Raw genomic sequence first — 25782 nt, 5'->3', positions numbered from 1 at the left:
TTAATGAATGGATGTTGTGTCAGGCGGAGTCGAAGTCTGCTTCAAAAAAGCTTCCGCTATAATCAAATCTTCAGGCGTAGTTATTTTTATATTTTTATAATCACCATGTATTAAATGGATAGCATGCCCGTTTTCTTCCAATACACCCGCATCGTCAGTAAAATTAATATGTTCAGCCTTTGCATAAGCTTCTTTAATAAGCTTGCTTTGGAAAGTTTGTGGCGTTTGTATTAAGTAGTAATTGTTTCTGTTTGCACTTCTGTTGCTTAATAAATCAACCCTGCGTATAGAGTCCTTTAAAGGCACACTGACTACTGCATTGCCTTTTGCCTGTGCGGTACTAAAACTGTTTTCAATAATAGCGGTTGTAATAAAGGGCCTTACCCCATCATGTATGGCTACTAAGCTGTTATTATCTATTTGGTCAAGCCCGTTGCGTACCGAATAAAAACGGGCATCGCCACCGGCTATTACCTGGTGCGGAATTTTAAAATTGTATTGTTTACATAAGTTTTGCCAGCTATCAAATTCACTGCTGGGTAAAACAATCAATATTTCATCAACCTTTGCTGTATGAAAGGCTTCCATCGTATGCATTAAAACAGGCTTATTACCTATCAGTAAAAATTGTTTAGGCACATCTGCTCCCATACGGGTTCCGCTACCACCTGCTACTATTAATGCTATTTTTTTCATTGCTGAAGCCATTTCAAAACGTGAGGGTAAAAGTAATCTTAAACTGTATAAATAAAAAGACCGGACTCATTACAAGTCCGGTCTTTTTAAAAATATAATTAAGCTGTATTAAATAGTTCCTGCTACTGCTTTCTGAACTAAATCAGCTGCTTCTTTTAATACGATAGCAGAGTAAACTTTTAATCCGCTTTCGTCAATTAATTTTTTAGCTGCTTCCGCATTTGTTCCTTGTAAACGTACTATAATAGGTACCGGAATATTACCAATTGACTGGTAAGCATCAACAACACCTTGTGCAACTCTGTCGCAACGAACAATACCACCAAAAATATTAATTAAGATAGCTTTTACGTTCGGGTCTTTTAAAATAATACGGAAACCGGCTTCTACTGTTTTAGCATTAGCGCTACCTCCAACATCAAGGAAGTTAGCAGGCTCGCCACCGCTTAATTTAATAATATCCATAGTAGCCATAGCTAAACCTGCACCATTAACCATACAACCTACGTTGCCGTCTAATTTTACATAGTTTAAGTTAAATTCTTTAGCTTCTACTTCTGTTGGATCTTCTTCAGCCGTATCACGCATAGCTGCGTAATCAGCATGACGGTATAAAGCGTTATCGTCAATATCAACTTTACCATCTACCGCTATAATTTTATCATCGCTGGTTTTTAAAACAGGATTGATTTCAAACATAGCTGCATCTGAATTTACATAAGCTTTGTATAAAGCAGTAACAAATTTTACCATTTGTTTAAAAGCTTCACCTTCGCAACCTAAGTTAAAAGCAATTTTACGAGCCTGGAAAGCTTGTAAACCTACTTTAGGGTCAATAGTTTCTTTATGAATTAAGTGTGGAGTATGTTCAGCTACGTGCTCAATATCCATTCCACCTTCAGTACTGTAAACAATAATGTTTTTGCTTTGACCTCTGTCAAGCATTACACTCATATAATATTCTTTAGGCTCGTTAGGACCCGGATAATATACATCTTGCGCTACTAAAACTTTGCTTACTAATTTACCTTTAGGGCCTGTTTGAATAGTAACTAAAGTACCTCCAATTAAGTTGCTTGTAATTTCTTTGGCTTTATCAGCATTTTTAGCAACAGCAACACCGCGTTGCTCTTTTCCTATAATGCTACCTTTACCACGGCCACCGGCATGAATTTGTGCTTTTACCACAACAAAATCACTACCAAACTGGTCTTTTAATTTTAACGCTGCAGCATGGGCTTCATCAGCATTTTCTGCAACTATGCCTTCTTGCACAGCAACGCCAAACGATTTTAAAATTTGTTTGGCTTGATATTCATGTATATTCATTTTGTAAAATTATAATTCTTTTAAAGTGCGCACGAAAATAGCAGTTTACACCAATTTAGCAATTAAAAATTTATAGATATATGTTATATAATTTGTTTGCTTTTGGAAGCCAATAAACAGGTGAATGGGCTGATAATTAGATGTTCTGAAAAAAGAAGGAATGGCCCTGTATAATCATTCCCGTTTACAGGCTTATGATGCAGCCTAGTGAAGCAATCAATTTAAATAACTTTTTAGGTTTTCTACATACTTGGCAAAAGCTTTAGCCCCTTTATCGGTTTTTTTGCAAATGGTAAGCGGGTAGTTGTCTCTAAAAGTTTTGTTTACCGTAATGTATTCGGCTTTTTTTAGTTTATCTATTTGCACACTCAAATTACCTGAAGAAGCATCTGTTTTCTCCTTCAGGTAATTAAATTCAGCTTCTTCTACGGTCATTAATAACGACATAATAGCCAAGCGAAGTTGCGAGTGTAATATGGGATCAAGCTGTTTGAACACTATTGTTTGCTTTCATTTTTAATAAGTAGCCGGGAATAATAAAACCACCCAATACACCGAGTGCTATTAGTAATAAATGTACTTCGGTACTGGCCCATAAATAGCCTGTTAAAGCCAATGACCAGTTTAAAGCTGCTCCCCACATTAGAGGTTTAAATTTTAATAAACCACCCGATATGTAAAGCCAGATAGCATAAATGAGCATAATGGTTGGGTAAAAGGCTTTCCATTGTTCACCTGCCGGCATGGCAAAACAAACAATAAATAGCGATATAGCATAAGCAGTAACCGAAACTGACATACTCTGAGATACATAAGTTTTAACCTTCACTCTTAGTTTGGCATTTTTCCTTGAAATAATAGCTGTTACTATACCACCCAATGGCATTAATACCATCCAGGGTAAACCATGAAACTCAAACAAATCAAAGTGGAGAATAGTATAATTAAGGAGGGCAGCTATAAATACCAACCAACCCCAGAAATAATAGAGAAATCCATTGTCGCGTATATCTTCTTTTGTTTTGCTAATCATTTCCTCAATTAACAAAATAGCTTCTTTCTCTTTCATGGCACTATTACTTAACTAAAATTTTTGTACGGTTAATGCTTGATGCATGTTCGGTTTGTAAAATATACAAGCCTTCTTTTAAGTTGCTTAAATCAGCCTGGTATTGTGTATCGTTATGCTTAGCCTCGTAAACTAACTTACCCTCCATATCAAAAATGCTAACGTTTAGTATTTTTTCACCAGCACTTACATGAATAGTAGCGTTGGTTGGGTTAGGCCAAACGGTTAAGCGGTTTAAGTTTGCAGTCGTTTCATTCACTCCTGCAGCATAATACAACAAATCCATATCGTCTAAGTAAAGCGTAGAACCAACGGTTGGGTTAAATCCATCTATGCTTGATGAAGCAATGAAAAAAGCAGAATCCGGTGTTGCATTGGAAAAATATTCAAAATTGATTACTGCTTGTTGGTAGGTGCTAAAGGTTCCGAATAATTCGGCCTGCGCCATTCCTATGGTATCAGTTTGTTGAGTAGTAGCATTCCACTTGGTTAAAAAGTAACCCAATACTGCAGTGTCAGGAAGATTGAATGTGGTTTTGTAAAAGAAACGAAGTGCCGAAGGACGTTTGTTAAAAGCAATTTTCATGTGCGAAAAATCAGGCTGTCCGCTTGCGTTTAAAATAGGGCCGGTGCAAATTACACCTGATAAGTCGGCAGACTGACCATCTTTTGATTCCAGTTTTGCTGCATAACTACCACTGTGTGCATCTGTAGTCATTTCGGTAGTGGCCTGGAAACCGAAAACAATTAATTCGTTAAGTGTGTACCAATTACGGGGATTTGCATAACCGTCAATAGAATCCCATTGTTCAAAATTTCCGTTTGGTAAAGGTTCTACTTGTTGGGCTACAGCGCTGCCAAAAGCAAATGAACTGATTAGTAAAATAAATAAGTGTTTCATATTGTTTGTATTTTTAATTTGATGGAGCAAATATTTATAAATTAGTTTATATTATAAACTAATTTATAAATAAAAATACAATTGACTGATAGTCAGAACTATTTTTTATGAAAAGTAATTTAATTGCTTAGGGAAGGGGAGTTATCTACTTCGTCTGACGACTGAAAGTGGTATTGATTTAATGCAGTAATAATAGCAAAACTGCCCCATAGAATAATCGCTATTTTATCAGTTTCGCTATAGCTGTTTAAAAGGCCATGTATTAAGTAAGTAAATAAACCTACTAAGGTTGATATGGCAATAATTTTCACTTCGATATTATTGGTTTTGAAAATAATTTTATAACCAACACTATACACCAAATAAATAATAAATAAAAAAGTTAATAAGCCCGGCCAGCCACTCTCTGCCAAAGGTCCTAGATACTCGTTGTGCGAAGCGCCCACATCGCCAAAATAAGTAGTAATTTCTGTCTCAAATTCAGGTTCCTGGTATACTCCGTATGCAAATGAAAAAGTACCGGGTCCAAAGCCTAACCAAGGGCGTTCTTTATTCATATTGAGTGCGGCCACATACCTGTTTACACGTTCTAAATTTGATACATCGTTATTGATATTACTAACCGATTCTAAATGCCTGTCAAAGCCTTCGGCACTGTTTTGTTTGTTATCGGATAAGCGATAAATAATTTCATCGCTGTTTATATATACCACTAATAAAACAGCTATAAAAGCAGCTAATAAAAAACGGAATTTAATTTTTATCCATATAAGGCAAAGTAAGCCAAAACCAGCAGCAAGGCTTAACCAAGCCGCACGTGTATAGCTAAATATAACACCCAGTATAAAGGCCATCAACATAACACCTGTTACGCTGAGTAACCAAGGTGATATTTTTAACCGATAAGCATACAACAGGTTTAAAAACAAATAAGGTATAAAAAAGGCTATAGCCGCTGCATACACACCATGACCCACATAAAAGGGTTGCATAATGGTAAAGGAAACTATTTGTGCAAAATCGTATTGGCTGTGTTGTACAAAGGTGTAAACAATAACGATGAACAAACCTGCTATATGCAGCCAGATAAAAGCATGGATGTTTTTTATGTTTTTAAACAATACTACGGCCAGAAAGTAAAAAGTAGTAATGTACCAGATACGGGCTATAACAAATTTAATAGATACCCATACATGGTCGCTAAAAGCACAGTCAAACAAGAGCCAGGCAGTATTGATAAATATGGCAATGGTGATGGGTTGTTTAAAAATCCTGTAATCGTAGTTGCCATCAATAATGTATTTAAAAATAACGGTACTCGTTAACAGCATAAGTAAAGGCTCGTCAGGTAAGCTAATACCTAAGCCACCGCCAATACTGTCAAATTCAATTGACAGGGGAATAATAAAGGAAAGGAATAATATTAATAAATCGGAACGGAAAATAGCAGCTAATAAAATAAGTGCCACTACTGGTAAAACAGCTAACCACTCAAAGCCAAACGATAAAGCTATTGCATTTAAAATAATATATGCAATGCCAATACCATAAAACCAAGTTTGATTTTGCTTTAACTCCAAAATTATGCGTTAATATTTATTTGGCGAATTTTTTCGGTAAACAATAACACGATACAGCCCATAATAAAAGAACCCATTATTGATATGGCTACAATTAACCATCTAACAGGATACGCTTTTTTCTCAGCCGCTGTTGCTTGTTGTAATACAAATACATTACTCAAGGTAGCATTTACATCTACATTTGCCTGTTCTAGTTTTTTGCGTAAATCACTCAGCTTTTCTAACTCAAGCACCAATGTTTCTTGTGATGAAAGAGCTTCGCTACCATATTGCGCTAAACTGGCTTGTTGTTTTTTAATATAGTCCTGGTTGCCACCTTTTCCTGCTAATTCTGTTAAGGCTTTTGATTGCTCTTCAAAACTATAAACACCTTTAGCACCTAAGTCGCGCATGGTTTGTTTAATCTGGTTTACTTCGGCCTCTTTGTTTTTGTATTGTTGCTCCACAATGGCCAGTGCCTGTAAGGCTACTCTTCTTTGTATATCTGTTTTTACGCTATCTAATAAAACTATAATACCATTGGCTATTTCTGCTGCTTTTTCAGGCACTTCGTCTAATACGCTTACTTCAATAGAGGCATAGGGGGTTTTACGGACACTTATATTTTTTTTGTACAAATTACCCATTTTGTAATTTTTTTCGCCATCGCTTTCGCTTATTTTATAATGCTCGCGTAATTTAAAATTACTAATTACCCTGTTTTTTAAATTATCGCTTTCAAGCATTTGAATAAACTGCTGTGCGGTGGCTTGTTCTCCAAATTCCAACGGATCTTTTGATTTTACCCTGGTATCTGAAAGTAATGCTGAGGAAATAGAGTTATTGGTAGAAGGATAAAATACCGCGGTTGATTTATACAAAGGTTTAATAAACCAAGGGCTTGAAAATATAATAGCAACAATAGCTGCACCAATTGATATAATACTAAGTGGTTTTTTATACTTAATCAGGAATTTTACTACATCAACTAGTTCAAAATAGTACGTTCTTTTTTCTTGCGTCATTGTTTAATTATGAATAGGCCAAAAATATAAAAATATGTTTAGGTGCGAAATTTTAATTGAATTTGCTCTTTAATAAAACGTTTAGCTGCTTTATATCCAACAGTTTAAAAACAAAAATTGTTAAAAAACCAACAAATCCAAGCACTATTAACGAGGGAATTAACGCAATAGTATATGTTTTGCAAATAGTGGCGGCAAGTATTACTAAAACTAATAAAATCAGTAACTTAAAATACAGCATTAAGTTATAAGGTAGTTTTAATATTTTATAAGCATAAATGGTATTGGTTAAACCAATAAAACCTTGAGTAATAATAGCTGCATAGGCTGCGCCTAAAGCCTGGTACTTAGGAATAAGTATGAGGTTTAGAATAAAATTAATAGCAAAAGCTATAGCGGCTAATATATTTAATGTTTTAAGGGATGTATTGGCTGTTAATAAGGTGCCAAAAATATACATAAAAGTGAGTGGTATAAAACAAAGGATTACATAACCAAAAACACTGATAGCATAATTAGTAGCATTGGGCGAAAGCAAAAGCATTATTTCGCTTTGAAAACTAAAACAGGCTACACCAAATATTAAACCCGGAGCTACCATTAAGCCTAACGCCAATTCAATAATGGGCATTAGCTTTTGTTTTTCGGCAATCATTTTGGAGAAAATGGGCAACAATAGCATAGATACCAAAGCGGCAAACATATTAGCGGCTTCCAATAAGCGATAGCCTAAAGCATAAATACCATCGTGGTAATCGCCATCGGGTAATAATTTTCCAATTAAAATATTGTCGGTACGGGTGTATAAAGTCATTATCAGTGCCAGCAAAGCATAAGGGGCTGTTTGCTTGTAAACCTGCCAAAGGGTTGCTTTATCAAACGATAATTGAATATGTGTTAATTTGGTGCGTACAAATAAAAACGAAGCGAGGGCGCTTAGGAAATAAGCCAATGTTTGCGCATATATAAAATTAAGTATGGTAAGCTCAAATACATTACCCCAAATTAAAATAACGCAGAGCACAATCATTAAAAACTTATCAACTACTGAAAATAGCGAGTCGGTTTTAAATAGTTGTAAACCGCTTATGGTGCTTCGGAAATAGATATGAAAAAACGATAGTATCTGGTTAATAGCAAGCATAAAAACCAAATACCAAATACTGCTGTCAAAGTTTAAAACAATAGCCAGTATTAAGGTGGCCAATAAGTAAATACCTGAAAAAATAATTTTTACCGTTAGTAAAGCAGGAAACTGTTTTTCGAGCAGATTGAGGTTACGGGCAAGGCTGGAAGTGGTATAACTGGCTATGCCAAAATCGAGTAAAACGGATAGTAGTAAGGCAAAATTGAATAAAATATAGTATTGCCCATAAACATCAAAACCTAATTTGTTTTGTACAACTCTATCAATACCTAATATCCAAAAGGGTTTTATAAGCAGGTTTACACCCAACATTAATATTAGGTTGGTAATAAAAGTTTTTCTCATGCAAAGGGCAAATATAGTTTATTATAGCTATTGGCATATTGCAAAAGCGTAAATGCTAGTACACGTAAGTACTAAACACCATACGGCCACCATTTGGCATAATACCTTCCATTACCACTTGCCCTCTTACCTGTTCAAAATCTTTAATTAAATCTTCCGGACGTTCGTATTCTCTTTTGTTTAAGGCAATTAATATAAAGCCTTCGTTTAAGCCGATATTGGCAATTTTTCCGTTGCGTATATTGCTAATGCGAATACCGTTTTTAATACCCAATTTGTCTCTTTCCAGTTTAGGTAAAGCCTGGAAGTCGGCACCCAATAACTCTGAACTAACAGTTCCTTTGCGCATAATAACGGTAGTGCCTTCTCTGTTTAATAGTTCAATGCTCGATTCTACTTCTTTGCCATTTCTTAGCAAGGTGAATTTGGCTTTATCACCCGGGCGCATATAAGCAATGTATTCATCAAATATGGCTTTGCTGTCAATATCCTTACCGTTTATTTTAACAATCACATCACCAGTTCTAATGCCTGATTTATCAGCAGGTCCTTCGGCTAATACTGAATTTACATATACACCTAAGTTATTGCTTATATTTAATTTTTGTGCCAAGCGACTATCTATATCGACAATGTCCATACCGGTGTAACCTCTTTGCACTTCTTTAAACTTAACTAAATCCTGGAAAATTTTTGAAACGATGTTGGCCGGAATGGCAAATCCGTAACCAATATAACTTCCTGTTTGGCTTGAAATAGCGGTGTTAATACCAATTAAGCGGCCTTCTAAATCAACCAAAGCACCACCACTGTTACCGGGGTTAATAGCTGCATCGGTTTGTATAAATGATTCTATAGGAAACTGGTTGTTTACTATATTGATGTTACGGCCTTTTGCACTTACTATACCGGCTGTAACGGTCGATGTTAAATTGAATGGATTACCAACAGCTAAAACCCATTCGCCTATGGCTACATCATCGCTGTTGCCAAATACAATGTGGGGTAAATTTTTGCCTTCAATTTTCAGTACGGCTATGTCTGTTGATGGATCGCTGCCAATTAACTTGGCCGGGTATGATTGTTTGTTGTTGTTTAAAATAACTTCAATGGTGGTGGCATCTTTTATTACATGGTAATTGGTTACTATATAACCATCAGTGCTTACTATTACACCACTGCCCGAGCTGGCTACAGGACCGCGTCTTCCAAAAAAGTCGAAATTGTTAAAAAAGTCAAATGAAGGATCAACATAATTGCGTTGGTTGCTTAATGTTTTAATAAACACTACGCTTGGTGTTGACAGAGCCGAAGCTTTTACAAAATCAGTATTGTTTAAACTGCTGCCTTTGTAACTGATGGCTGAAACTTCGGCTTCTGTTTTGTTGTTACTAAAATCCTGAACTAGTACTACAGGAACAATTGTTTTGTAAAACACATAGGAACCGGCAAGTCCGCTGATAAAACTTACTAAAATAATAGCTATTCTATTCATCATCATTTTCAATAAAAAAGTTTAATTAACGAGAATGCAAATTTAAAAAGTTTAAAATTATCGCACAATATTGGCAATAATATTTAAAACAATTTCCGGATTTTTAGGATCATTGGTAATTAATTTAATTTGTCGGTAATCAATACCTACTGTGTTAAATGAAGTGTAACCCACTTTTAATTTCACCTTTTGTTTAGGTTTAATCACCATTGTTTCCATATCGGCACTTACACAATTGCATGAGCGTTTAATTTTTCTGATAATTAAATCCTGTTTGCCTTTGTTGGTTATGGTAAACTCGGTATTCATATTGTCCTTATGGCCAATATCGCCAAAGTTATGGGCTAACTTATCAATGGTAAACTTAGGTGCTTTTTTCAAGTCTTTAGGGCCTAAGTAGGAGAAGTCTTCTTTAACAGTTGAATTAATATAAATGAGTTTTATCGGCAATGAATCGTCATTGGTCATTAGTTTTACTTCCTGACTAAAGTCTCCAAAATCATCGGGGCTTTTAGGCCTGTATTTAATCAATAATTCAATATCGGTATTAGGTCTTATTTCGTAATAAGGGCCTGTAATTTCAATATTGTTAGGAGTCATTATTTTGTTGATGGTTATTTTTTTATTGCTCAGGTTGTACATTCTTAAGTAAGTACTGTCTGATTTGGTATTTAAAACGTTAAAGTTAAACGTGTTGTTATTAACCGCTAAAAAACCATACTGGTAAGTGTAGGTTGAGTTAAACTCATATTTGGCAGGAGCTACATTGCCTTTTAAAAATATTTGCGATTTTTCTTTTTCGGTATTGGTAAATATGGTAATGGCTTTTCTAAACATACCGGGTCTGCCTATCGGGTTAAACACGGCTTTTATATAACCAACTGAGCCAACAGGTATTGGTTTGTCTGAGTATTCGGTTTTGGTACAACCACACTCAGGATCAATGTTTTTTATAAGTAGCGGAACATTACCTGTGTTTTTAATAGAAAATTCGTGAATAAGCAATCCTCCGTTTTCATTTACCACACCAAAGTCAAATTCGATTTCGTCCATTTGAAAATTTGCCTTTTCAACTACGGTTTCTTTTTTAGTTGATTTGTTTTTTTGTGCAAAGCTTAAATGAGAAGAAAAAGTGAAGCAAATAAATAGAATAAGAAGTCTGTTCATGTTTATATATAATAAAGTTTGTTAGTTTTTGTTTGATGTAATTAAAAATAAATAGTTGCGTGTATTATTTTTTTATTTCAAAGTCATCGTCATCAAGCCACACAGGGAAGGCTTTTCTATATGTTTTTAACTCAGGTAAATGAATGGTGTATGTTTCTTCAAATTCGTCTGAAGTAAGCTGGTTAATTATTTTCCCCTGCGGGTTGTACAAAGCTGATTTACCATCGAAGGTTACCTGATTTCCATCTTCGCCAACTCTATTTAGTGCTGCTACATAACATTGGTTTTCAATGGCACGTGCTTGTGATAGCACTTGCCAGTGGGCACTTCTTTTTTCGGGCCAGCTTGCTACTACTATCATTAAATCGTAATCAAATGAAGTGGTTCTTTTCAGCCAAACAGGAAAACGCAAATCGTAACAAACAAAGGGTGCTATTTTCCAACCTTTATAGTTAATAATGGTGCGGGTTTTGCCTGCATCATAATGTTTATTTTCTTCACCCATTCTAAACAAATGGGCTTTGTCGTAAAAGGTAATGTAGCCACCCGGTTCTATCCATATAAAGCGGTTGTAAACAGCAGTGCCTTCTTTAATAATTACACTGCCACAAACGGCTGCCCCTGTAAAATTAGCTACCTCTTTCATCCAGGTAACGGTAATGCCATCCATTGGTTCGCTTAGTTTTTCGGCATTCATCGTAAAACTGGTCGAAAACATTTCGGGCAAAACAATAATATCTATTTTGGTAGTTAGGTTCGAAATTCGGTTTGCAAATTGATTGAGGTTGCCACGTTTATTTTCCCAAAACAAATTACTTTGTATTAAGGTTATGGAGAGTTTATCGGTTTCCTCGTTTTGCATAGCTATTTATATTTTAACTAGTTTTTCTGCTGCTTTCTCCAATGTTTCGTTTTGTTTGGCAAAACAAAAGCGGAGTAAATTATTGTCGGTATGTTTTTGGTAGAAAACGGATACCGGAATACTTGCAATTTTATTTTCTTTGGTTAAGCGGGTTGCAAACTCAGTATCTTTTTCTTGGGTTATTTTAGCGTAGTTTAACAGTTGAAAATAACTTCCCTGACAAGGCATTAGCTTAAAGTTGGAGCCTTTGAGTAGTTTTCTGAAATAATCTCTTTTCTCCTGATAAAATTCATTCAACTCTTTGTAAGCACTGGTGTCGTCCATAAACTCAGCCATGGCATACTGTATGGGTGTATTGGTGCTAAAAGCCATAAACTGGTGCACTTTGCGTAACTCAGTTGTCAGGTTAGCCGGAGCCAATATATAGCCCATTTTCCAACCGGTAGTGTGGTATGTTTTTCCAAACGATGAAATGATAAAACTCCGCTCGGCCAAAGCCGGAAACCTGGCCACACTCTGGTGTTCTACTTTATCAAAAATAATATGCTCATACACTTCATCGCTGCAAACTATTACATCAGTGCCACGTACTATTTTTTCCAGTTTCAATAAGTCTTGCGAACTTAAAATACTGCCACTTGGGTTGTGTGGTGTATTTATAATAATCATTTTGGTTTTATAGTTAACCAGTTTTTTTACTTCGTTCCAGTCAACTTTAAATTCAGGTAATTTGAGCTCAACGTACACCGCTCTGCCACCATTTAATTCAATAGCGGGTACATAACTGTCGTAACAAGGTTCAATTATTATTACTTCATCACCCTCTCTTATAACAGCACTCATTACTGCATAAATGCCGTGTGTAGCCCCGGGTACAATGGTTATTTCTGTATTGGGGTCATATTGGGCTGAGTATAAATCAAATGTTTTTTGTGCTATTTTTTCGCGTAAACTCAATAGGCCAGGCATAGGTGCATATTGATTCATGCCTTGTTGCATGTATTTATTTACCAGTTCAATTAATTTAGGCGATACAGAAAAATCCGGAAAGCCTTGTGCTAAATTAATGGCACCATGCTCATTAGCCAAAGCTGTCATTACAGCAAAAATACTGGTGTTAACCTTAGGTAATTTAGTTTTTATAGACCCACTGAATTGCATGCTTGCAATATGCAAATATTGGTTTGATAAGGCAAAACAATGACTGTTATTGTTAATAAGTTTTTAGTTGACAGGGGACTTGCTTTATTTGCCATCAAAAAAAATATTTTAACGGTAGATAGATTTGTTTTAACGGGAGTAGAAATAAATATGACGATAACGGAAGCAATTTTGATAAATTTTTAAATGTTAATAATATAATTTTGGCAAAATTTTTAGTGTAACCCAATTCATGAAAATAGTAAATATAAAATTATTAGTAGCTTTTTGTTTGTGTGTTTTCTTTTTCAATAATGCCTATGCGCAGTTATTGAAAAAAGATTCAAGCAGGGTTTACAGACCATCTGTAGTAATTGAAAATTTTAGCTCGGAAGGCTGTAGTAGCTGCCCTGAGGCTGATAAGTTTTTAGGTGAATTACGCCATGTGGTTGACAGTGCTTTTCAACCGGTTTATATATTGGATTTTCATGTGGATGTGTGGGATAAAAGCGGCTGGGTTGATAAATACAGCGATAGTTTAAATACCAAACGCCAGGCTACTTATTTGAGTTTAATGAAAGGGCAGGCTATGTACACGCCACAAAGTTTTTTAAATGGATTGTTTACTGTGCCGGGTTCTGATAAAAAGAATATAAGCGGATTTATAAAACAAAATTTAAAAATTCCAAGTACCCATTATATTACCACCAACGCTTACCAAACTCATGCCGATTCAATTACCATTGAGTACGAAATTTTAGGAAAAACGGATAGTTTGCTTATTAATTTTGCCATTGCCGAAAACGATATTTATACAAAAGTAACTGCAGGAGAAAATGCAGGTAAATTACTGCACCACCATAATATAGTAAGGGTTTTTAAAACGGAAAAAGTAAAAGGGGCTAAAGGGACAGCTTATATAAGAGTGCCTGCTGGTGTGGCTTTGAAACAAAGCAGGATTATTACCTACATACAGGACGAAAATAACTGGCACGTAAAAGCGGCAGATCAATTGGTAAATTAGCCGAAAAGAATTTTTTAAACACCTAAACAAAAGGACTTAAGTAGGATGTTTAAAAAATATGGAAAACGACTTGTAATTTGTCAACCACATTAACTTATATTTGTGACCCGTAAATACACTTTGTTGCTTACGGAAAAATACTTAATTGGTTTTTGGTAAAGGCATTAGCTGTGTTTTATTCACAAAAAATTATGCAAACCAAATACATTTTTGTTACAGGCGGTGTAACGTCATCATTAGGCAAAGGAATTATTGCTGCTTCATTAGCTAAATTACTTCAGGCACGCGGCTATTCTGTTACCATTCAAAAGTTAGATCCATACATTAATGTTGATCCGGGTACTTTAAACCCTTATGAGCATGGCGAATGTTATGTTACTGATGATGGTGCCGAAACAGATTTGGATTTAGGCCATTACGAACGTTTTTTAAATGTTCCTACCTCGCAGGCTAATAATGTAACTACCGGAAAAATTTACCAGCATGTTATTAACCAGGAGCGCCAAGGTGCTTTTTTAGGTAAAACAGTGCAGGTAGTTCCGCATATTACAGATGAAATAAAACGCAGAATAAAATTATTAGGCGAAACGGGTGAGTACGAAATTGTAATAACTGAAATTGGTGGAACGGTTGGCGATATTGAATCATTGCCATATATAGAAGCAGTTCGTCAGTTACATTGGGAATTGAAGGACGAAGATTGTTTAATTATCCATTTAACTTTATTGCCTTATTTAAGTTCGACCAAAGAGCTTAAAACCAAACCGACCCAACATTCGGTAAAATTATTGTTAGAAAGTGGTTTGCAAGCTGATATATTGGTTTGCAGAACAGAACATTCAATCAGCAAAGAACAAAAACGTAAGTTAGCTTTGTTCTGTAATGTATCGCCCGATGCGGTAATTGAAGCATTGGATGTACCAACTATTTACGATGTGCCTTTAATGATGTTAAAGGAAAAGTTGGATAAAATTACTTTAAACAGGTTGAAGTTGTCGTCTAAAATCGACCCTGATTTGGATAGCTGGAAACAGTTTTTAACCCGCCATAAAAACCCTAAAAACGAATTGCAAATTGGTTTAGTGGGGAAATATGTTGAATTGCCTGATGCTTACAAATCAATTATAGAAGCATTTATTCATGCCGGTGCTGCCAATGAGTGCAGAATAAGGGTTCAGTATATTCACAGTGAATTAATTTCGGACGAAAATGTAGCGCAGAAATTAGGTGAATTGGATGGTGTTTTAGTAGCTCCGGGTTTTGGCGATAGGGGAATAGAAGGAAAAATTACCGCTATAAAATATGTACGTGAAAACAATATTCCATTTTTTGGTATTTGTTTGGGTATGCAAATGGCCGTTATTGAGTTTGCACGCAATGTAATTGGTTGGAAAGATGCACATAGTACTGAAATGGATGCACATACCAAACATGCGGTAATAGATATGATGGCTGACCAAAAAAATATTACGGCTAAAGGTGGCACTATGCGTTTAGGCTCTTATGCTTGTGAAATTGCCAAAGATAGTAAGGCATATAAGGCTTATGAAAAAAGTAAAATAACAGAGCGTCACCGCCACCGTTATGAGTTTAACAATAAGTTTCAAAAGGACTTTGAGAAAAAAGGATTAAGTATAACAGGTATAAACCCGGAAACCAAACTGGCTGAGATTGTTGAAATAAAATCGCACCCTTATTTTGTGGCAGTACAGTTTCATCCTGAATATAAAAGTACGGTGTTAAACCCGCATCCTTTGTTTGTACGCTTTATAAAAGCGGCTTTAACAAAGAGTTTAGGTAATTAACCCATCTGGTAGAGATCTTGTAAAGACGTTGCATGCAACGTCTTTACAAATAAAAAAGGCGAACTAAATTTTAGTTCGCCTTTTTTTAAACGGTTAGTTTTTACGTTTGCAAAAGTTAATTTTGCATTTCGGTTTTTTTGAAAACAATTCAAACATATTGCCATTTAGTGCTTGCAGCTATTTTTATAGCTACACTCATTCCTTTTCATGCGTTTCACGAACACATGGAAATAGTGCATCATGTGGCCAGTGCTTCAAAAAATACAGAAGACCACCATTGTAAGTTAGATGAAAATTATTGCCAGGACAGCTCTTTAAAGCAATGTGACCATGAACAACACGTGGACGAAAGCGGAGAGAAGTGTTTTGTAAGCAAATATCATTTTATAAAAAATATAAGTTTAGCTTCAAGCCCTTGTAGCTTTATGGAGTTTTTTAAAGCACATTATTTTGAGCAAATCATCATCAATAAACAAATTCAGTTTGTTTTACTGCTCAATAACAAAGGACCACCCCAAAGCTTTTTTAGTTAAAAATTATTTTGAGATAAAGCAGCATGATTGTTTCGACTTGACGAATCAGTCCATGTAATGCAGTGTCTGTAGAAATAATTGAATTCATTTTGTGCGTAAAGCACACTTATCTAAAAAACATTTTATTTTTTTATTTTGACACAATTAAAAGCACTTTTTGTGGGGTGTTTATTGTTTGTGGCTTTTACAGGCCATAACTATGCACAGCAAAAAGCCTCCTATAACATACAAGGAATTATTACGGACAGTGTTTCTAAAAAGGCCTTGGTAAGCGCTGTGGTTACTTTATTGCCCAGCCAGTTAAAAACTTATACTGATGCCAAAGGTTTTTTTGAGTTTACCAATTTAACAGGAGTCAAGTACCAGCTATCCATTGCTTATATAGGTTACCATCCTGTTACGGTAAAAGTTAAAGTACCTGTTACCGATTTATTGAAAATTGAACTGGCATCTGAAGAAAACCATTTGCATGAAGTAGTGATTAATACGGATAAAAATTTAGCATTAAGCGATTATAATTTACAAAACCATTTGCTTATAGATGCTAAAAAACTGGATATTTTACGCGGACAAACAATGGGTGAAATGCTGAAAAATACACCGGGTATTACTTTGTTAAGCAGTGGGCCAAGTATTGTCAAACCTGTTATAAGAGGTTTACATAGCAACAGATTGGTTACTTTAAATAATGGTGTTAAACAAGAAGGACAAAATTGGGGTGCCGACCACGGACCTGAAATTGATCCGTTTGCCATTAATAAAATAGAAGTAATAAAAGGAGCCAGTGGTTTGCAGTATGGGCCGGAAGCCATTGGTGGTGTTATTAAAGTTTCGGCTAAAGATTTTAAACAGCAAAATGGAATAGCCGGTGCTTATACTTTAAATGCGTTTAGTAATAACTGGCAAGTGGCTAATAGTTTATTTGTAGAAGGTAATCATCTAAAAAAGCAAAATTTAAGCTGGCGTTTACAAAGCAGTTACCGCAAGGCTGGCGATGCGAAAACACCTGAATATATTTTAAGCAATACGGCTTTTACGGAGTTTGATGTAAATATGGCTGCGCAATACCGGTTTAAACATAGCAGCATTGAGTATACGTTTAGTTATTTTCAATCGAGCCTGGGTATATTACGTGCTGCACATTTACACAACAGAACTGATTTGGAGAATACCATTGCTAGTGGAAGGCCCAGCGTAATTAAAGATTTTACGTATCAGATCGGACGCCCAAGGCAAGATGTTACGCATATAATAAATGCAGTAAAATGGTTTTATCAGTTTAAAAATGTAAGTAAGTTAAGTGTAGACATAAGCCAACAAGTAAATAACCGACAGGAATTTGATGTATTGAGTTTTTTAAATGCCAACAGCGATTTAAAAGATAAACCTGTTTACGATTTAACATTAACAACAAACCAAGTAAATGTGAAATACGAACACAAAAAGTATTTTGGTGTTAAAGGTTTGTTGGGTTTAAGTTATACCAACCAAGGTAACTACGCTACGGGCAAACAGTTTTTTATTCCTAATTTTATAAGTAATAATTATGGCTTATTTATTATAGAAAAATGGAATAAAAAACACTGGCAGGCAGAGGCGGGTATTCGGTATGATTGGATGGACTTAACACGCTATATCAATGTAAACAATGTGGTGTTAAACAATACGCTTTATTACCATAACGCATCGGGTTCTGCGGGTGTAGCTTACCTCTTTAATACGCAATGGAAAATAACGGGTAGTTTTAGTACTGCCTGGCGACCTCCAAGTATTAATGAATTGTACGCACAAGGTTTGCATGCAGCAGTAGCTACTTATGAGCAAGGTAATGCCGGTTTACAAATGGAACAAAGTTATAATAGTGAGTTAACGCTTAAGTATGCTAAAAACAAATTAGCGTTTGATATAAGCCTTTACAATAATGTAATCAATAACTTTATATACCGCCTGCCGAGCAACACTTTTAATACCAGTTTCAGGGGTGTATTTCCTGTGTTTAATTATATGCAAACAAATGCTTTGCTGCAAGGCTTTGAAACCAATATAAGCTATCAATTGCATAAAAACATAGATGTAACTACTGCCTATACTTTTTTATATGCCAATGATATAAGCAAAAATGTGCCCTTAATATTTATGCCGGCTAATAAAATACAAAGTAGTTTAACGTGGCAAATATCATCGCTTAAAAAAATAAAAAATGCTTTTTTTCAAGTCAATTATCAATATGTATTTGAGCAGATAAGAGTTCCTTTGGGTATAGATTTTACAAATCCTCCGGCAGCTTATCAATTATTTGATATGGCTTTTGGTGGGAGTAATATAGCCAAAGCAAATATTCGTTGGAGTATTGGTGTACAAAACATATTTAATACCTCCTACCGCGATTATTTAAGCAGGTATCGTTATTACGCATTAGACCCGGGCAGAAATATTAGTTTAAAATTAACTATTCCGTTTGGGAAGTAATAACAGACGATAAGATAAACAATAAAAAAATAACAGTAAAAACATTTAATCAAAAAATCATGAACACAAACAATAATTTCATCACAAAACAATTAAGTACTTTAGCTATGCTAACAGTATTTACCATATTAGTCATTTCCTCGTGTAAAAAAGATGACCCCAAACAACCTGTTGCTACCAATCCGCAGGAAGTATTAACTACTATCATTATTAATGGTTATAACCACGATGATCCTAATAATACCCAATACCATTTTAGCTATAAGTGGGAAGATTTGGATGGTGACGGAGGCTTAAATCCCGTTATTGATACTTTGGCTTTGGATACGGGTATTGAATACCATTGCCATGTCCTTATTTTAGATAAAACAAAAATACCTGTTGATACGGTTTCTTATGCCATTGAAGACGAGAAAAATATGCACCAGTTTTTTTACACGGCCAGCAGTAACCTGGATGATAAGTTTGAAACGGAGATATTGGATTTTGACAACAATACACCTGCATTACCGGTTGGTTTGGAGTTTCATTTAAATACCACCAGCAATGCTTCGTATACAACGCCTTTGCTAGGGTCCTTAAATATGGTATTGAGCCATTATGATGGTGTGCCTAAAACAACGGCTAAATCGGCAGAGAGTGATATTGATATTAACTTTCCTGTTAAGTTAAAGTAAACATTAATCATAGCTAACAAAAAAGCCGATATGCTCGAAAGAGGATACCGGCTTTTTTAGTATAAAGTATAAAAATAGATAAGCCGCAAATTGAAAAATTTGCGGCTTTGGGTGTTTAACCAATATACTTATGAAATATATTTTAAAATTTACCTATTTTAAAGCTTCTGCCATTAACATTGCAGGTAGCTTCGTTATCGCACTCACCATTTCCAAAATCAATGGTACGTGCATTTTTACCTTCAGGAGTCAGTTCAACTATACCTTTGGTTATTCTGCGTAGGTTACAGCTTAAATCAATTAATAAAGGTGAGGTAATATTACAAGTGTAGTTTACACCTCTGCGGTTTGTACCTGTTGTGCTACCGGTAATTTCATATTTATCATCGGTCCAATCAGCAGGAGTGCTTTCGCCTGCTATCCAGGTACGGCTGCGGGTTGAATTCCAAGTAATGGTTTGGCCTGTTTCCAGTAAAATAGAAGCATTTACCTGTATAGTCCAACTTAAATTACCTTGTCCATTGCGGCCATTATTGGTAATGGTTTTGGTTGATGCATTGTTGATACGTTTACCATTTTGCACAAAATTCTCAAACGTCACATGTATAACTGTTCCTGTTTCCCTGTATCTGCCGGTGTAGGTAACAATTATTTTACCACTGCGCACTTTTAAATCGTTGCAAATAGTACCCGTTCCATAATCAATGGTCATTACTTTTGGTGAACTGCTGGAGTCAATAGTAACGGTCGGGCCTGTTTTTCCTAAAGCTTTGCTGCTGGCAGCTTCATCCACTTGTTTAAAAACCTGGTCAAAACTGCTTTCAGAATTACTATTGTCAACGGTACTTTCAGTATCAAAGTCATTTTCTTTGTCTTTTTTACACGAAGAAAGAACTAAACTTACTGAACCTAAGGCCATAATGGCGATTAATAGTTTGCGTTTCATAAAATGATTTTATTTAATTTATGCCAGTCTGATGTATTATTTACCAAAAGGTTTAAATCAATAATAATTTTTTTTTAAGTAAATATTTTGTGGTTGCTTAAGTGCGAATAAAATATATTTTCGCGTTAAATTTAAAAACCTTATAATATTATGTATTGGACACTTGAACTTGCTTCTTATTTAGATGATGCACCTTGGCCTGCAACAAAAGATGAGTTAATTGATTATGGAATTAGAAGTGGTGCTCCACTTGAAGTAATTGAAAACTTACAAGAAATAGAAGACGATGGAGAGCCATTTGAAGGTATAGAGGAGATTTGGCCTGATTACCCAACAAATGAAGATTATTTTTACAATGAAGATGAGTTGTAAGATTATAAAAAAAGGAACTTGAGTTATTTAAGTTCCTTTTTTTGTTTTATAGGGTTTTCATCATGTAAAGACGTTGCATGCAACATCTCTACATGAATTGAATCTACACTTCGCCTAATATAACCTGCTCGTCACTGTTTTTAAGGTAAACCGCTTGGTATTCGTTAATAGGCTCATGTTTGTGTTCGTCCAGATTAAGCGAATATTTTAAGGCGCTACCTTGACCAATTACTTTTACGAGGTTTAATTCCAATAAATGCACAAAATCACGCTGAATGGTTTTGCGGTTACACTCAAACTCACTTACCAATTCTTTGGTGCTTACAAAACCGCGGTGTTGTATAATGTACATGATTAACTTCTGGCGTTTGTTTAAAATAGAGTCGTCAATTTCTTTTAACTTATAACCACGTTGAAAAACAAAGTTCATAATGTTTTTCTGACGAGGTGTTAACTTATCGTAATCAATTTGCTTGCGGAAATACGATTGTAATAATTGGTATAAGCGTGTTAATTGGTTAGCGTGTAGTTCCAGTCCAAAAGTTATTTTGTCGTTTAAATGTTGGTCGTTGTTAACAGGAGCATCCGTTTTTTTGTTTTCATGGAAGTACGATTGGTATTCATTTTTTTGAATGTACAACTCGTGCTCTAAACTTAACATACCGTTTAAGTCCATGTTATGTTTACGTAACCAGAAGTTTTGTAACAACGATGCAAATTTGTTTTTGGCTTCACTGAATAGCGGTAATGCCAATACTTTAAAATGTAATATCCAACTTTGAATAATAGGATGGAATTCACTGTCGTTATTTAAAAACTCAAACAAACTGTCTAACTCCATTTCGGTTTCCTGATGTAGTTTTTCCGGTTGCTTAAATGAGTTGTTGTTGAATAAGCTTACTTCTGGCGTTTGGTTGTACAAATCGGTAACCAATACTTTGTGTAATTGGTAAATTAACGATAATGATAAAGGTTCGGCTATATGTGCCTGTAAAAACTGTTCAGCTTTAAAGTATTGGTAAACGGCACCTTCGGCTGAGCCACTTGGGCGCACATTTTTGTTAACTATATATTTAACTGTTTTTACTTCTAACAAATTATGGTCAATAGCATTGGCATAGTAGTTACGAAGAATAGAACTGTTTATTTGTTCTGTTTCTACAATACTTTCTGGCAAATCAATAAAATTGAAAATCTTTTTCAATTCTTCATATTGATGCAGGCATTGTACAAAGGCTTCATCAATGCTAATAGCAGGCTCGTATTTGTTAATCAGTATCATTGATACGAATATAAGTGCGACATTTTATGGCCAAAATGGAGCTTAGCGCAGTGTATGGTGGATAAGCCAATGGAAGTGTTTTTATTTATACTTGCATTGCTGTTAGCTATTGATAATACAGTAACTTAGCTGGACTAGAGAAAATAGACAGTTGAATTTTTTGGTGTTAATAATTGCTTAACGATAGGCTATTGCCAGGTAATATTTAGTGCCAATAATGAAAGTAAATTATAATATAATTGCAAATTATAATTAATAATAAATAGCAAGTATGATTAGCGATGTAGCATTGGTTTTTTCTAATATTGGCGGTACTTTTTGTACACCAGCTTCTCAGTTGGCTGATAAGTTAAAAACCATTAAAGCTTTTATTTTTGACTGGGATGGTGTGTTTAACAATGCCGTTAAGAATGAAAACAAAAGCTCTAATTTTAACGAAGCCGATAGTATGGGAACTAATCTGATTCGGTTTAACCATTATTTGTTAAACGATGTGTTACCTAAAACAGCAATTATATCGGGAGAGAAAAACGAAATGGCTTTTTACTTTTGCCAGCGAGAACATTTTGATGCCTCGTATTACAAAGTGCCTAATAAAATAATAGCCTTGCAACATTTTTGCCAGCAGCATGACATAAAACCTGAGGAGGTATGTTATATGTTTGACGATGTGTTGGATTTGAGTATGGCCGAGGTTTGTGGTGTGCGTGTGTTAATTAACAGAAAGGCCAATCCTTTGTTTAAAAACTATGTAATAAATAACCAATTGGCCGATTATATAACCGCACACGAAAGTGGCAATTTTGCGGTAAGAGAAGCTTGTGAAATGATGATAGGTTTAAGCGGAACTTACAACAGTATTATGCAACACAGAACAGCCTATAGCGATACGTATGCTGCTTACATTACACAACGTCAAACTTTGCCTACAGCATTTTTTACAATGGAAGGAAATCATGTGAAAGCTGATACCACTTTATAAAGTATTGAATAAATTGTTAATAGTGTACACGTATAAGCAATAGTTTATTTCAATTAATCAATCATATTTGCAACAATGATTTCGGTGCTTTTTGTTTGTTTGGGTAATATATGCAGGTCGCCACTAGCGGAAGGTCTGTTTAAAATGCATGTGAACGAACAAGGCTTAAAAGATTTTTTTACAATAGATTCTGCCGGTACTGCAGCTTATCATTTAGGCGAGTTAGCCGATAAAAGAACCAGGGAAATGGCTGTTAGACAAGATAGTCTTTCACTTAGCCATAAGGCCAGACAATTTGTTGCCAACGATTTTTTTAGCTTTGATTATATAGTGGCTATGGATAAAACAAATTACCAGAATATAATTATGTTAAAACCATTACAAGGTACAGCCAAGGTATTAATGATGCGCCATTACGATTCGAAAAACATAACGGAAGAAATTATTCCTGATCCGTATTACGGCACTACCAAAGATTTTGAAGAGGTACATAAACTATTGAAAGATTGTACTAAAAATTTGCTGCAAGCTATTGTGGAAGAAAAAAGCATTGCCCTTTAGTTATTTACTCCCTGTTTATTATTTCAAAATTAATAGCAATACTGTTTCCTTTGTTATCCGTTGCGGTTAAGCTGTGTTTGCCCGGTTTTGATTTAACAGCCAATTCGTGAAATTTTTCTGTAGTGCCCATAAAGGCTTCGTCAATATACCAGTATATTTTAGCATCGGTATATTTATGGGCAATTTCAAAAATGGCTTTGCCGGTTGTTCCATCTAGCTCTATAGGAATAAATATTTTGTTCGATTTTTTAGGATAGATTAATTCCATAACCTGTTTATTGCTACCATCGCTACAATCGTTTCTGTAAGGTGGCAAAGTGTTGTAATTGGGGTGACTGGCACGGTAATAATACTCAATGGAAGGTGGTAAAATAAACCAAGGTATATGTTCCATATTACTTACACTTTCGCAATTGCTGTTTACACGCAGTTTACTTTTTTTATCAATATGTATTAATTCATGAAAAGGGCAAACTGCTGTTCTTTCGCCTTGTTTGGCTATGTATTGGGTATCTGTTTGTGTGCAGTAAGGATTGGCTTTATAGCCGCTTTGGTGGCATATCAGGCTTTGTTTCATTTCGTCAAACGGAGGCTCAAACCAAGTAGTACGTGGTAGTATTTTAAATATATCAAACATAATGGGTGCTGCTGCCTGTACGCCAATTAAACCGGCACGGCCTTGTCCATCGGCATTGCCTGCCCATACGGCTACTACGTATTCGGGTGTTATGCCTATGCTCCAGGCATCTCTGAAACCAAAGCTGGTGCCTGTTTTCCAAGCTATTTTTCTGCTGCTTTCAAATTGTTGCCACAGGGCTTCATCACCGGGGCGCATGGCTTCGTCCATAGCCTCGAAAGTCTGGTATACACATGCCGCATTCATTTTTCCAAAAGTAGGTAGCTGCATAAATGGGGTTTGGCTAATGGCCTGGTAAGTATAACCTGCATTAAACCAATGTGCATTGTTATAATGACCAGCCTGACTATGGTAATTGTTTAATAGCCTTGCCATGTTAGCGTAAACGGAAACTAACTCAAACATGGTGTTTTCCGAGCCACCCAATATAAGTGCTAAGCCATAATATGGCGATGGTTTGGTAAGGGTTGTAATGCCTAACATTTTTAAACGCTCGTAAAAACGTTGGTACTTGTAAGCATTTAACATACGTATAGCAGGTACGTTTAAGGAGCGCGATAAAGCTAAATTAGCGGGTACTGCACCACTGTAACCCAAATCGAAATTTTGTGGTGAATAACCTGCTATTTGGGTAGGTATATCGTTTATTAATGTTTTGGGTAATATAATGCCATCTTCTAACATGGCTTCGTATAGTAAAGGTTTTAAAATACTACCCGGACTTCTGCTTGCTTGTATAATATCTACATAGTTGTCAAATGTATTTTCGCGTGGTTTGTATATATTACCAATATAAGCTTTAATGGTACCTGTGGGCACATGCACTACCATGGCACATGCATTTTGAATACCATTAGCACTTAAAGCTTTGTGGTGGGCAAATAGTATTTGGTTTACCTGTTGTTGCCAATAGGTATTGATACTGGTTTTAACAACGCTGTTAGGTTCTTTGGCTTTTTTGAGTTGCTTTTGAATATTCTGTATAAGGTGTGGTGCATTTTGTGGCAAGTTGCCGGGCTTATCGGGTATGGGTTCTAGTTTTGATAAGCGATTGGTTTCTGCATCTATAATATGCGCCAGTAAAAGTTTATCTAATAATTGGTTGCGTTTTTTGAGTAGCCAATCCCTGTTTTTTGATGGATGAATAATAGATGGTGCATTGGGTAATATGGTTAGGTTTACGGTTTCTGCCCAACTGAGTAAATGGGCAGGACGTTGGTAATAACGCCAACTGGCAGCTTCTAAACCTACCACATTGCCACCAAATGGTGCATGTGATGCATATAGGTTAATGATTTCATTTTTGGAGAAACTACATTCAATGCGAATGGCTAATAGCAACTCATATATTTTATTCCATATGGTGCGTTTACCGTGGTTGCTCATACGCGCTACCTGCATGGTAATGGTACTGGCTCCGCTTACTGTTTTACCTTTGCTTGTATTGAGCTGAATGGCTCTACCCAATGCTAATACATCTATACCAAAGTGGTAGTTGAATCTTTTATCCTCATATTGGATAAGGCATTGTTTAAATTTAAAAGGAGTGGAGTCGGCTTGCGGAAACCGCCACTGACCATCACGTGCTATCTGGGCTTGTAACAGGTTGTTTTGTTCATCGAACAATACAAGGCTATATGGTACTTTAAATAAGGGCTTGGGTAGTAACAAATAAAACCATACTGCCAGCAGTAGCAACAGGAGTTTGTATATATGTTTTTTTAGGAAGCGCAATTGTAAATCACAAAACTATTTA

At 35.5% G+C, this 25782-nt stretch carries 24 protein-coding genes; 9 read left to right on the top strand and 15 right to left on the bottom strand.

Going from position 1 to position 25782, the window contains the following annotated elements:
* From V4538_10600 to V4538_10545, 12 genes are all read right to left on the bottom strand, one after another.
* On the bottom strand, positions 1 to 696 hold the full coding sequence (locus V4538_10600) for a 2-C-methyl-D-erythritol 4-phosphate cytidylyltransferase (GenBank protein MES2381480.1): 696 nt from the start codon (positions 694 to 696) through the stop codon (positions 1 to 3).
* 108 nt (positions 697 to 804) lie between these two features.
* Positions 805 to 2025 (bottom strand): ADP-forming succinate--CoA ligase subunit beta, encoded by a 1221-nt coding sequence (gene sucC, locus V4538_10595; protein ID MES2381479.1) that lies wholly within the window; start codon positions 2023 to 2025, stop codon positions 805 to 807.
* 216 nt (positions 2026 to 2241) lie between these two features.
* Complete coding sequence (locus tag V4538_10590) at positions 2242 to 2523, bottom strand: transcriptional regulator (protein ID MES2381478.1); 282 nt, start codon at positions 2521 to 2523, stop codon at positions 2242 to 2244.
* Positions 2507 to 3094, bottom strand: coding sequence for a hypothetical protein (locus tag V4538_10585; GenBank protein ID MES2381477.1), 588 nt, complete (start codon positions 3092 to 3094; stop codon positions 2507 to 2509). The genes V4538_10590 and V4538_10585 overlap by 17 nt, the downstream gene beginning before the upstream one ends.
* Positions 3095 to 3101: 7 nt before the next feature.
* The gene (locus V4538_10580; GenBank protein ID MES2381476.1) at positions 3102 to 3995 is read right to left on the bottom strand and encodes a T9SS type A sorting domain-containing protein; all 894 of its coding nucleotides are present in this window, start codon (positions 3993 to 3995) and stop codon (positions 3102 to 3104) included.
* A 119-nt stretch (positions 3996 to 4114) separates the two neighbouring features.
* A complete protein-coding gene (locus tag V4538_10575) occupies positions 4115 to 5575 on the bottom strand; it encodes an O-antigen ligase family protein (GenBank protein ID MES2381475.1) in 1461 nt (486 codons plus the stop codon).
* A gap of 2 nt (positions 5576 to 5577) precedes the next feature.
* A complete protein-coding gene (locus V4538_10570; protein ID MES2381474.1) occupies positions 5578 to 6582 on the bottom strand; it encodes a Wzz/FepE/Etk N-terminal domain-containing protein in 1005 nt (334 codons plus the stop codon).
* A gap of 52 nt (positions 6583 to 6634) precedes the next feature.
* On the bottom strand, positions 6635 to 8074 hold the full coding sequence (locus tag V4538_10565) for an oligosaccharide flippase family protein (GenBank protein ID MES2381473.1): 1440 nt from the start codon (positions 8072 to 8074) through the stop codon (positions 6635 to 6637).
* A gap of 55 nt (positions 8075 to 8129) precedes the next feature.
* A complete protein-coding gene (locus V4538_10560) occupies positions 8130 to 9575 on the bottom strand; it encodes a trypsin-like peptidase domain-containing protein (protein MES2381472.1) in 1446 nt (481 codons plus the stop codon).
* A gap of 51 nt (positions 9576 to 9626) precedes the next feature.
* A complete protein-coding gene (locus V4538_10555; GenBank protein MES2381471.1) occupies positions 9627 to 10736 on the bottom strand; it encodes a DUF1573 domain-containing protein in 1110 nt (369 codons plus the stop codon).
* Positions 10737 to 10800: 64 nt separating this feature from the next.
* Positions 10801 to 11598, bottom strand: coding sequence for an amidohydrolase (locus tag V4538_10550; GenBank protein MES2381470.1), 798 nt, complete (start codon positions 11596 to 11598; stop codon positions 10801 to 10803).
* A 6-nt stretch (positions 11599 to 11604) separates the two neighbouring features.
* Entirely contained in the window at positions 11605 to 12759 is a 1155-nt protein-coding gene (locus V4538_10545; protein MES2381469.1) for a methionine aminotransferase, read from the bottom strand.
* 39 nt (positions 12760 to 12798) lie between these two features.
* Between V4538_10545 and V4538_10540 the strand changes: the two genes are divergently transcribed.
* From V4538_10540 to V4538_10515, 6 genes are all read left to right on the top strand, one after another.
* A complete protein-coding gene (locus tag V4538_10540; protein MES2381468.1) occupies positions 12799 to 12945 on the top strand; it encodes a hypothetical protein in 147 nt (48 codons plus the stop codon).
* Between the two features lie 46 nt (positions 12946 to 12991).
* Positions 12992 to 13762 carry a DUF1223 domain-containing protein gene (locus V4538_10535; protein ID MES2381467.1) on the top strand — a complete coding sequence of 257 codons (771 nt, stop codon included), beginning with the start codon at positions 12992 to 12994 and terminating at the stop codon, positions 13760 to 13762.
* Positions 13763 to 13953: 191 nt separating this feature from the next.
* Positions 13954 to 15567 carry a CTP synthase gene (locus V4538_10530; protein ID MES2381466.1) on the top strand — a complete coding sequence of 538 codons (1614 nt, stop codon included), beginning with the start codon at positions 13954 to 13956 and terminating at the stop codon, positions 15565 to 15567.
* A gap of 137 nt (positions 15568 to 15704) precedes the next feature.
* Positions 15705 to 16100 carry a hypothetical protein gene (locus V4538_10525; protein ID MES2381465.1) on the top strand — a complete coding sequence of 132 codons (396 nt, stop codon included), beginning with the start codon at positions 15705 to 15707 and terminating at the stop codon, positions 16098 to 16100.
* Between the two features lie 135 nt (positions 16101 to 16235).
* A complete protein-coding gene (locus V4538_10520; GenBank protein MES2381464.1) occupies positions 16236 to 18569 on the top strand; it encodes a TonB-dependent receptor in 2334 nt (777 codons plus the stop codon).
* 59 nt (positions 18570 to 18628) lie between these two features.
* Positions 18629 to 19246, top strand: a complete 618-nt coding sequence (locus V4538_10515; protein ID MES2381463.1) for a hypothetical protein — start codon at positions 18629 to 18631, stop codon at positions 19244 to 19246.
* 142 nt (positions 19247 to 19388) lie between these two features.
* On the opposite strand, the gene V4538_10510 is transcribed toward V4538_10515, so the two are convergent.
* Positions 19389 to 20192 carry a hypothetical protein gene (locus V4538_10510; protein MES2381462.1) on the bottom strand — a complete coding sequence of 268 codons (804 nt, stop codon included), beginning with the start codon at positions 20190 to 20192 and terminating at the stop codon, positions 19389 to 19391.
* A 150-nt stretch (positions 20193 to 20342) separates the two neighbouring features.
* On the opposite strand from V4538_10510, the gene V4538_10505 reads away from it, so the two are divergent.
* Entirely contained in the window at positions 20343 to 20564 is a 222-nt protein-coding gene (locus V4538_10505; GenBank protein MES2381461.1) for a DUF2795 domain-containing protein, read from the top strand.
* Positions 20565 to 20667: 103 nt separating this feature from the next.
* On the opposite strand, the gene V4538_10500 is transcribed toward V4538_10505, so the two are convergent.
* Positions 20668 to 21846, bottom strand: a complete 1179-nt coding sequence (locus V4538_10500) for an HTH domain-containing protein (protein ID MES2381460.1) — start codon at positions 21844 to 21846, stop codon at positions 20668 to 20670.
* A 271-nt stretch (positions 21847 to 22117) separates the two neighbouring features.
* On the opposite strand from V4538_10500, the gene V4538_10495 reads away from it, so the two are divergent.
* Both V4538_10495 and V4538_10490 read left to right on the top strand, forming a co-directional pair.
* Positions 22118 to 22828, top strand: coding sequence for a phosphatase (locus V4538_10495; GenBank protein ID MES2381459.1), 711 nt, complete (start codon positions 22118 to 22120; stop codon positions 22826 to 22828).
* 75 nt (positions 22829 to 22903) lie between these two features.
* Positions 22904 to 23389: a low molecular weight protein-tyrosine-phosphatase gene (locus tag V4538_10490; protein ID MES2381458.1), complete on the top strand. Its 486-nt coding sequence runs from the start codon at positions 22904 to 22906 to the stop codon at positions 23387 to 23389.
* Positions 23390 to 23393: 4 nt separating this feature from the next.
* On the opposite strand, the gene pbpC is transcribed toward V4538_10490, so the two are convergent.
* Positions 23394 to 25724, bottom strand: coding sequence for a penicillin-binding protein 1C (pbpC, locus tag V4538_10485; protein MES2381457.1), 2331 nt, complete (start codon positions 25722 to 25724; stop codon positions 23394 to 23396).
* Positions 25725 to 25782: the final 58 nt, after the last annotated feature.

The sequence above is a fragment of the Bacteroidota bacterium genome, assembly GCA_040388375.1.
Classification (GTDB): Bacteria; Bacteroidota; Bacteroidia; order UKL13-3; family UKL13-3; genus JAAFJM01.
The sequence above is the reverse complement of the archived record's forward strand: the minus strand, read 5'-3'. Positions and strand labels throughout refer to the sequence as shown.

Coding starts and splice junctions, on each gene's coding strand:
- V4538_10600 (MES2381480.1), bottom strand. CDS start 696: ATGAAAAAAATAGCATTAATAGTAGCAGGTGGTAGCGGAACCCGTATG.
- sucC (MES2381479.1), bottom strand. CDS start 2,025: ATGAATATACATGAATATCAAGCCAAACAAATTTTAAAATCGTTTGGC.
- V4538_10585 (MES2381477.1), bottom strand. CDS start 3,094: ATGAAAGAGAAAGAAGCTATTTTGTTAATTGAGGAAATGATTAGCAAA.
- V4538_10580 (MES2381476.1), bottom strand. CDS start 3,995: ATGAAACACTTATTTATTTTACTAATCAGTTCATTTGCTTTTGGCAGC.
- V4538_10570 (MES2381474.1), bottom strand. CDS start 6,582: ATGACGCAAGAAAAAAGAACGTACTATTTTGAACTAGTTGATGTAGTA.
- V4538_10565 (MES2381473.1), bottom strand. CDS start 8,074: ATGAGAAAAACTTTTATTACCAACCTAATATTAATGTTGGGTGTAAAC.
- V4538_10560 (MES2381472.1), bottom strand. CDS start 9,575: ATGATGATGAATAGAATAGCTATTATTTTAGTAAGTTTTATCAGCGGA.
- V4538_10555 (MES2381471.1), bottom strand. CDS start 10,736: ATGAACAGACTTCTTATTCTATTTATTTGCTTCACTTTTTCTTCTCAT.
- V4538_10550 (MES2381470.1), bottom strand. CDS start 11,598: ATGCAAAACGAGGAAACCGATAAACTCTCCATAACCTTAATACAAAGT.
- V4538_10545 (MES2381469.1), bottom strand. CDS start 12,759: ATGCAATTCAGTGGGTCTATAAAAACTAAATTACCTAAGGTTAACACC.
- V4538_10540 (MES2381468.1), top strand. CDS start 12,799: ATGACTGTTATTGTTAATAAGTTTTTAGTTGACAGGGGACTTGCTTTA.
- V4538_10535 (MES2381467.1), top strand. CDS start 12,992: ATGAAAATAGTAAATATAAAATTATTAGTAGCTTTTTGTTTGTGTGTT.
- V4538_10530 (MES2381466.1), top strand. CDS start 13,954: ATGCAAACCAAATACATTTTTGTTACAGGCGGTGTAACGTCATCATTA.
- V4538_10515 (MES2381463.1), top strand. CDS start 18,629: ATGAACACAAACAATAATTTCATCACAAAACAATTAAGTACTTTAGCT.
- V4538_10510 (MES2381462.1), bottom strand. CDS start 20,192: ATGAAACGCAAACTATTAATCGCCATTATGGCCTTAGGTTCAGTAAGT.
- V4538_10505 (MES2381461.1), top strand. CDS start 20,343: ATGTATTGGACACTTGAACTTGCTTCTTATTTAGATGATGCACCTTGG.
- V4538_10500 (MES2381460.1), bottom strand. CDS start 21,846: ATGATACTGATTAACAAATACGAGCCTGCTATTAGCATTGATGAAGCC.
- V4538_10495 (MES2381459.1), top strand. CDS start 22,118: ATGATTAGCGATGTAGCATTGGTTTTTTCTAATATTGGCGGTACTTTT.
- V4538_10490 (MES2381458.1), top strand. CDS start 22,904: ATGATTTCGGTGCTTTTTGTTTGTTTGGGTAATATATGCAGGTCGCCA.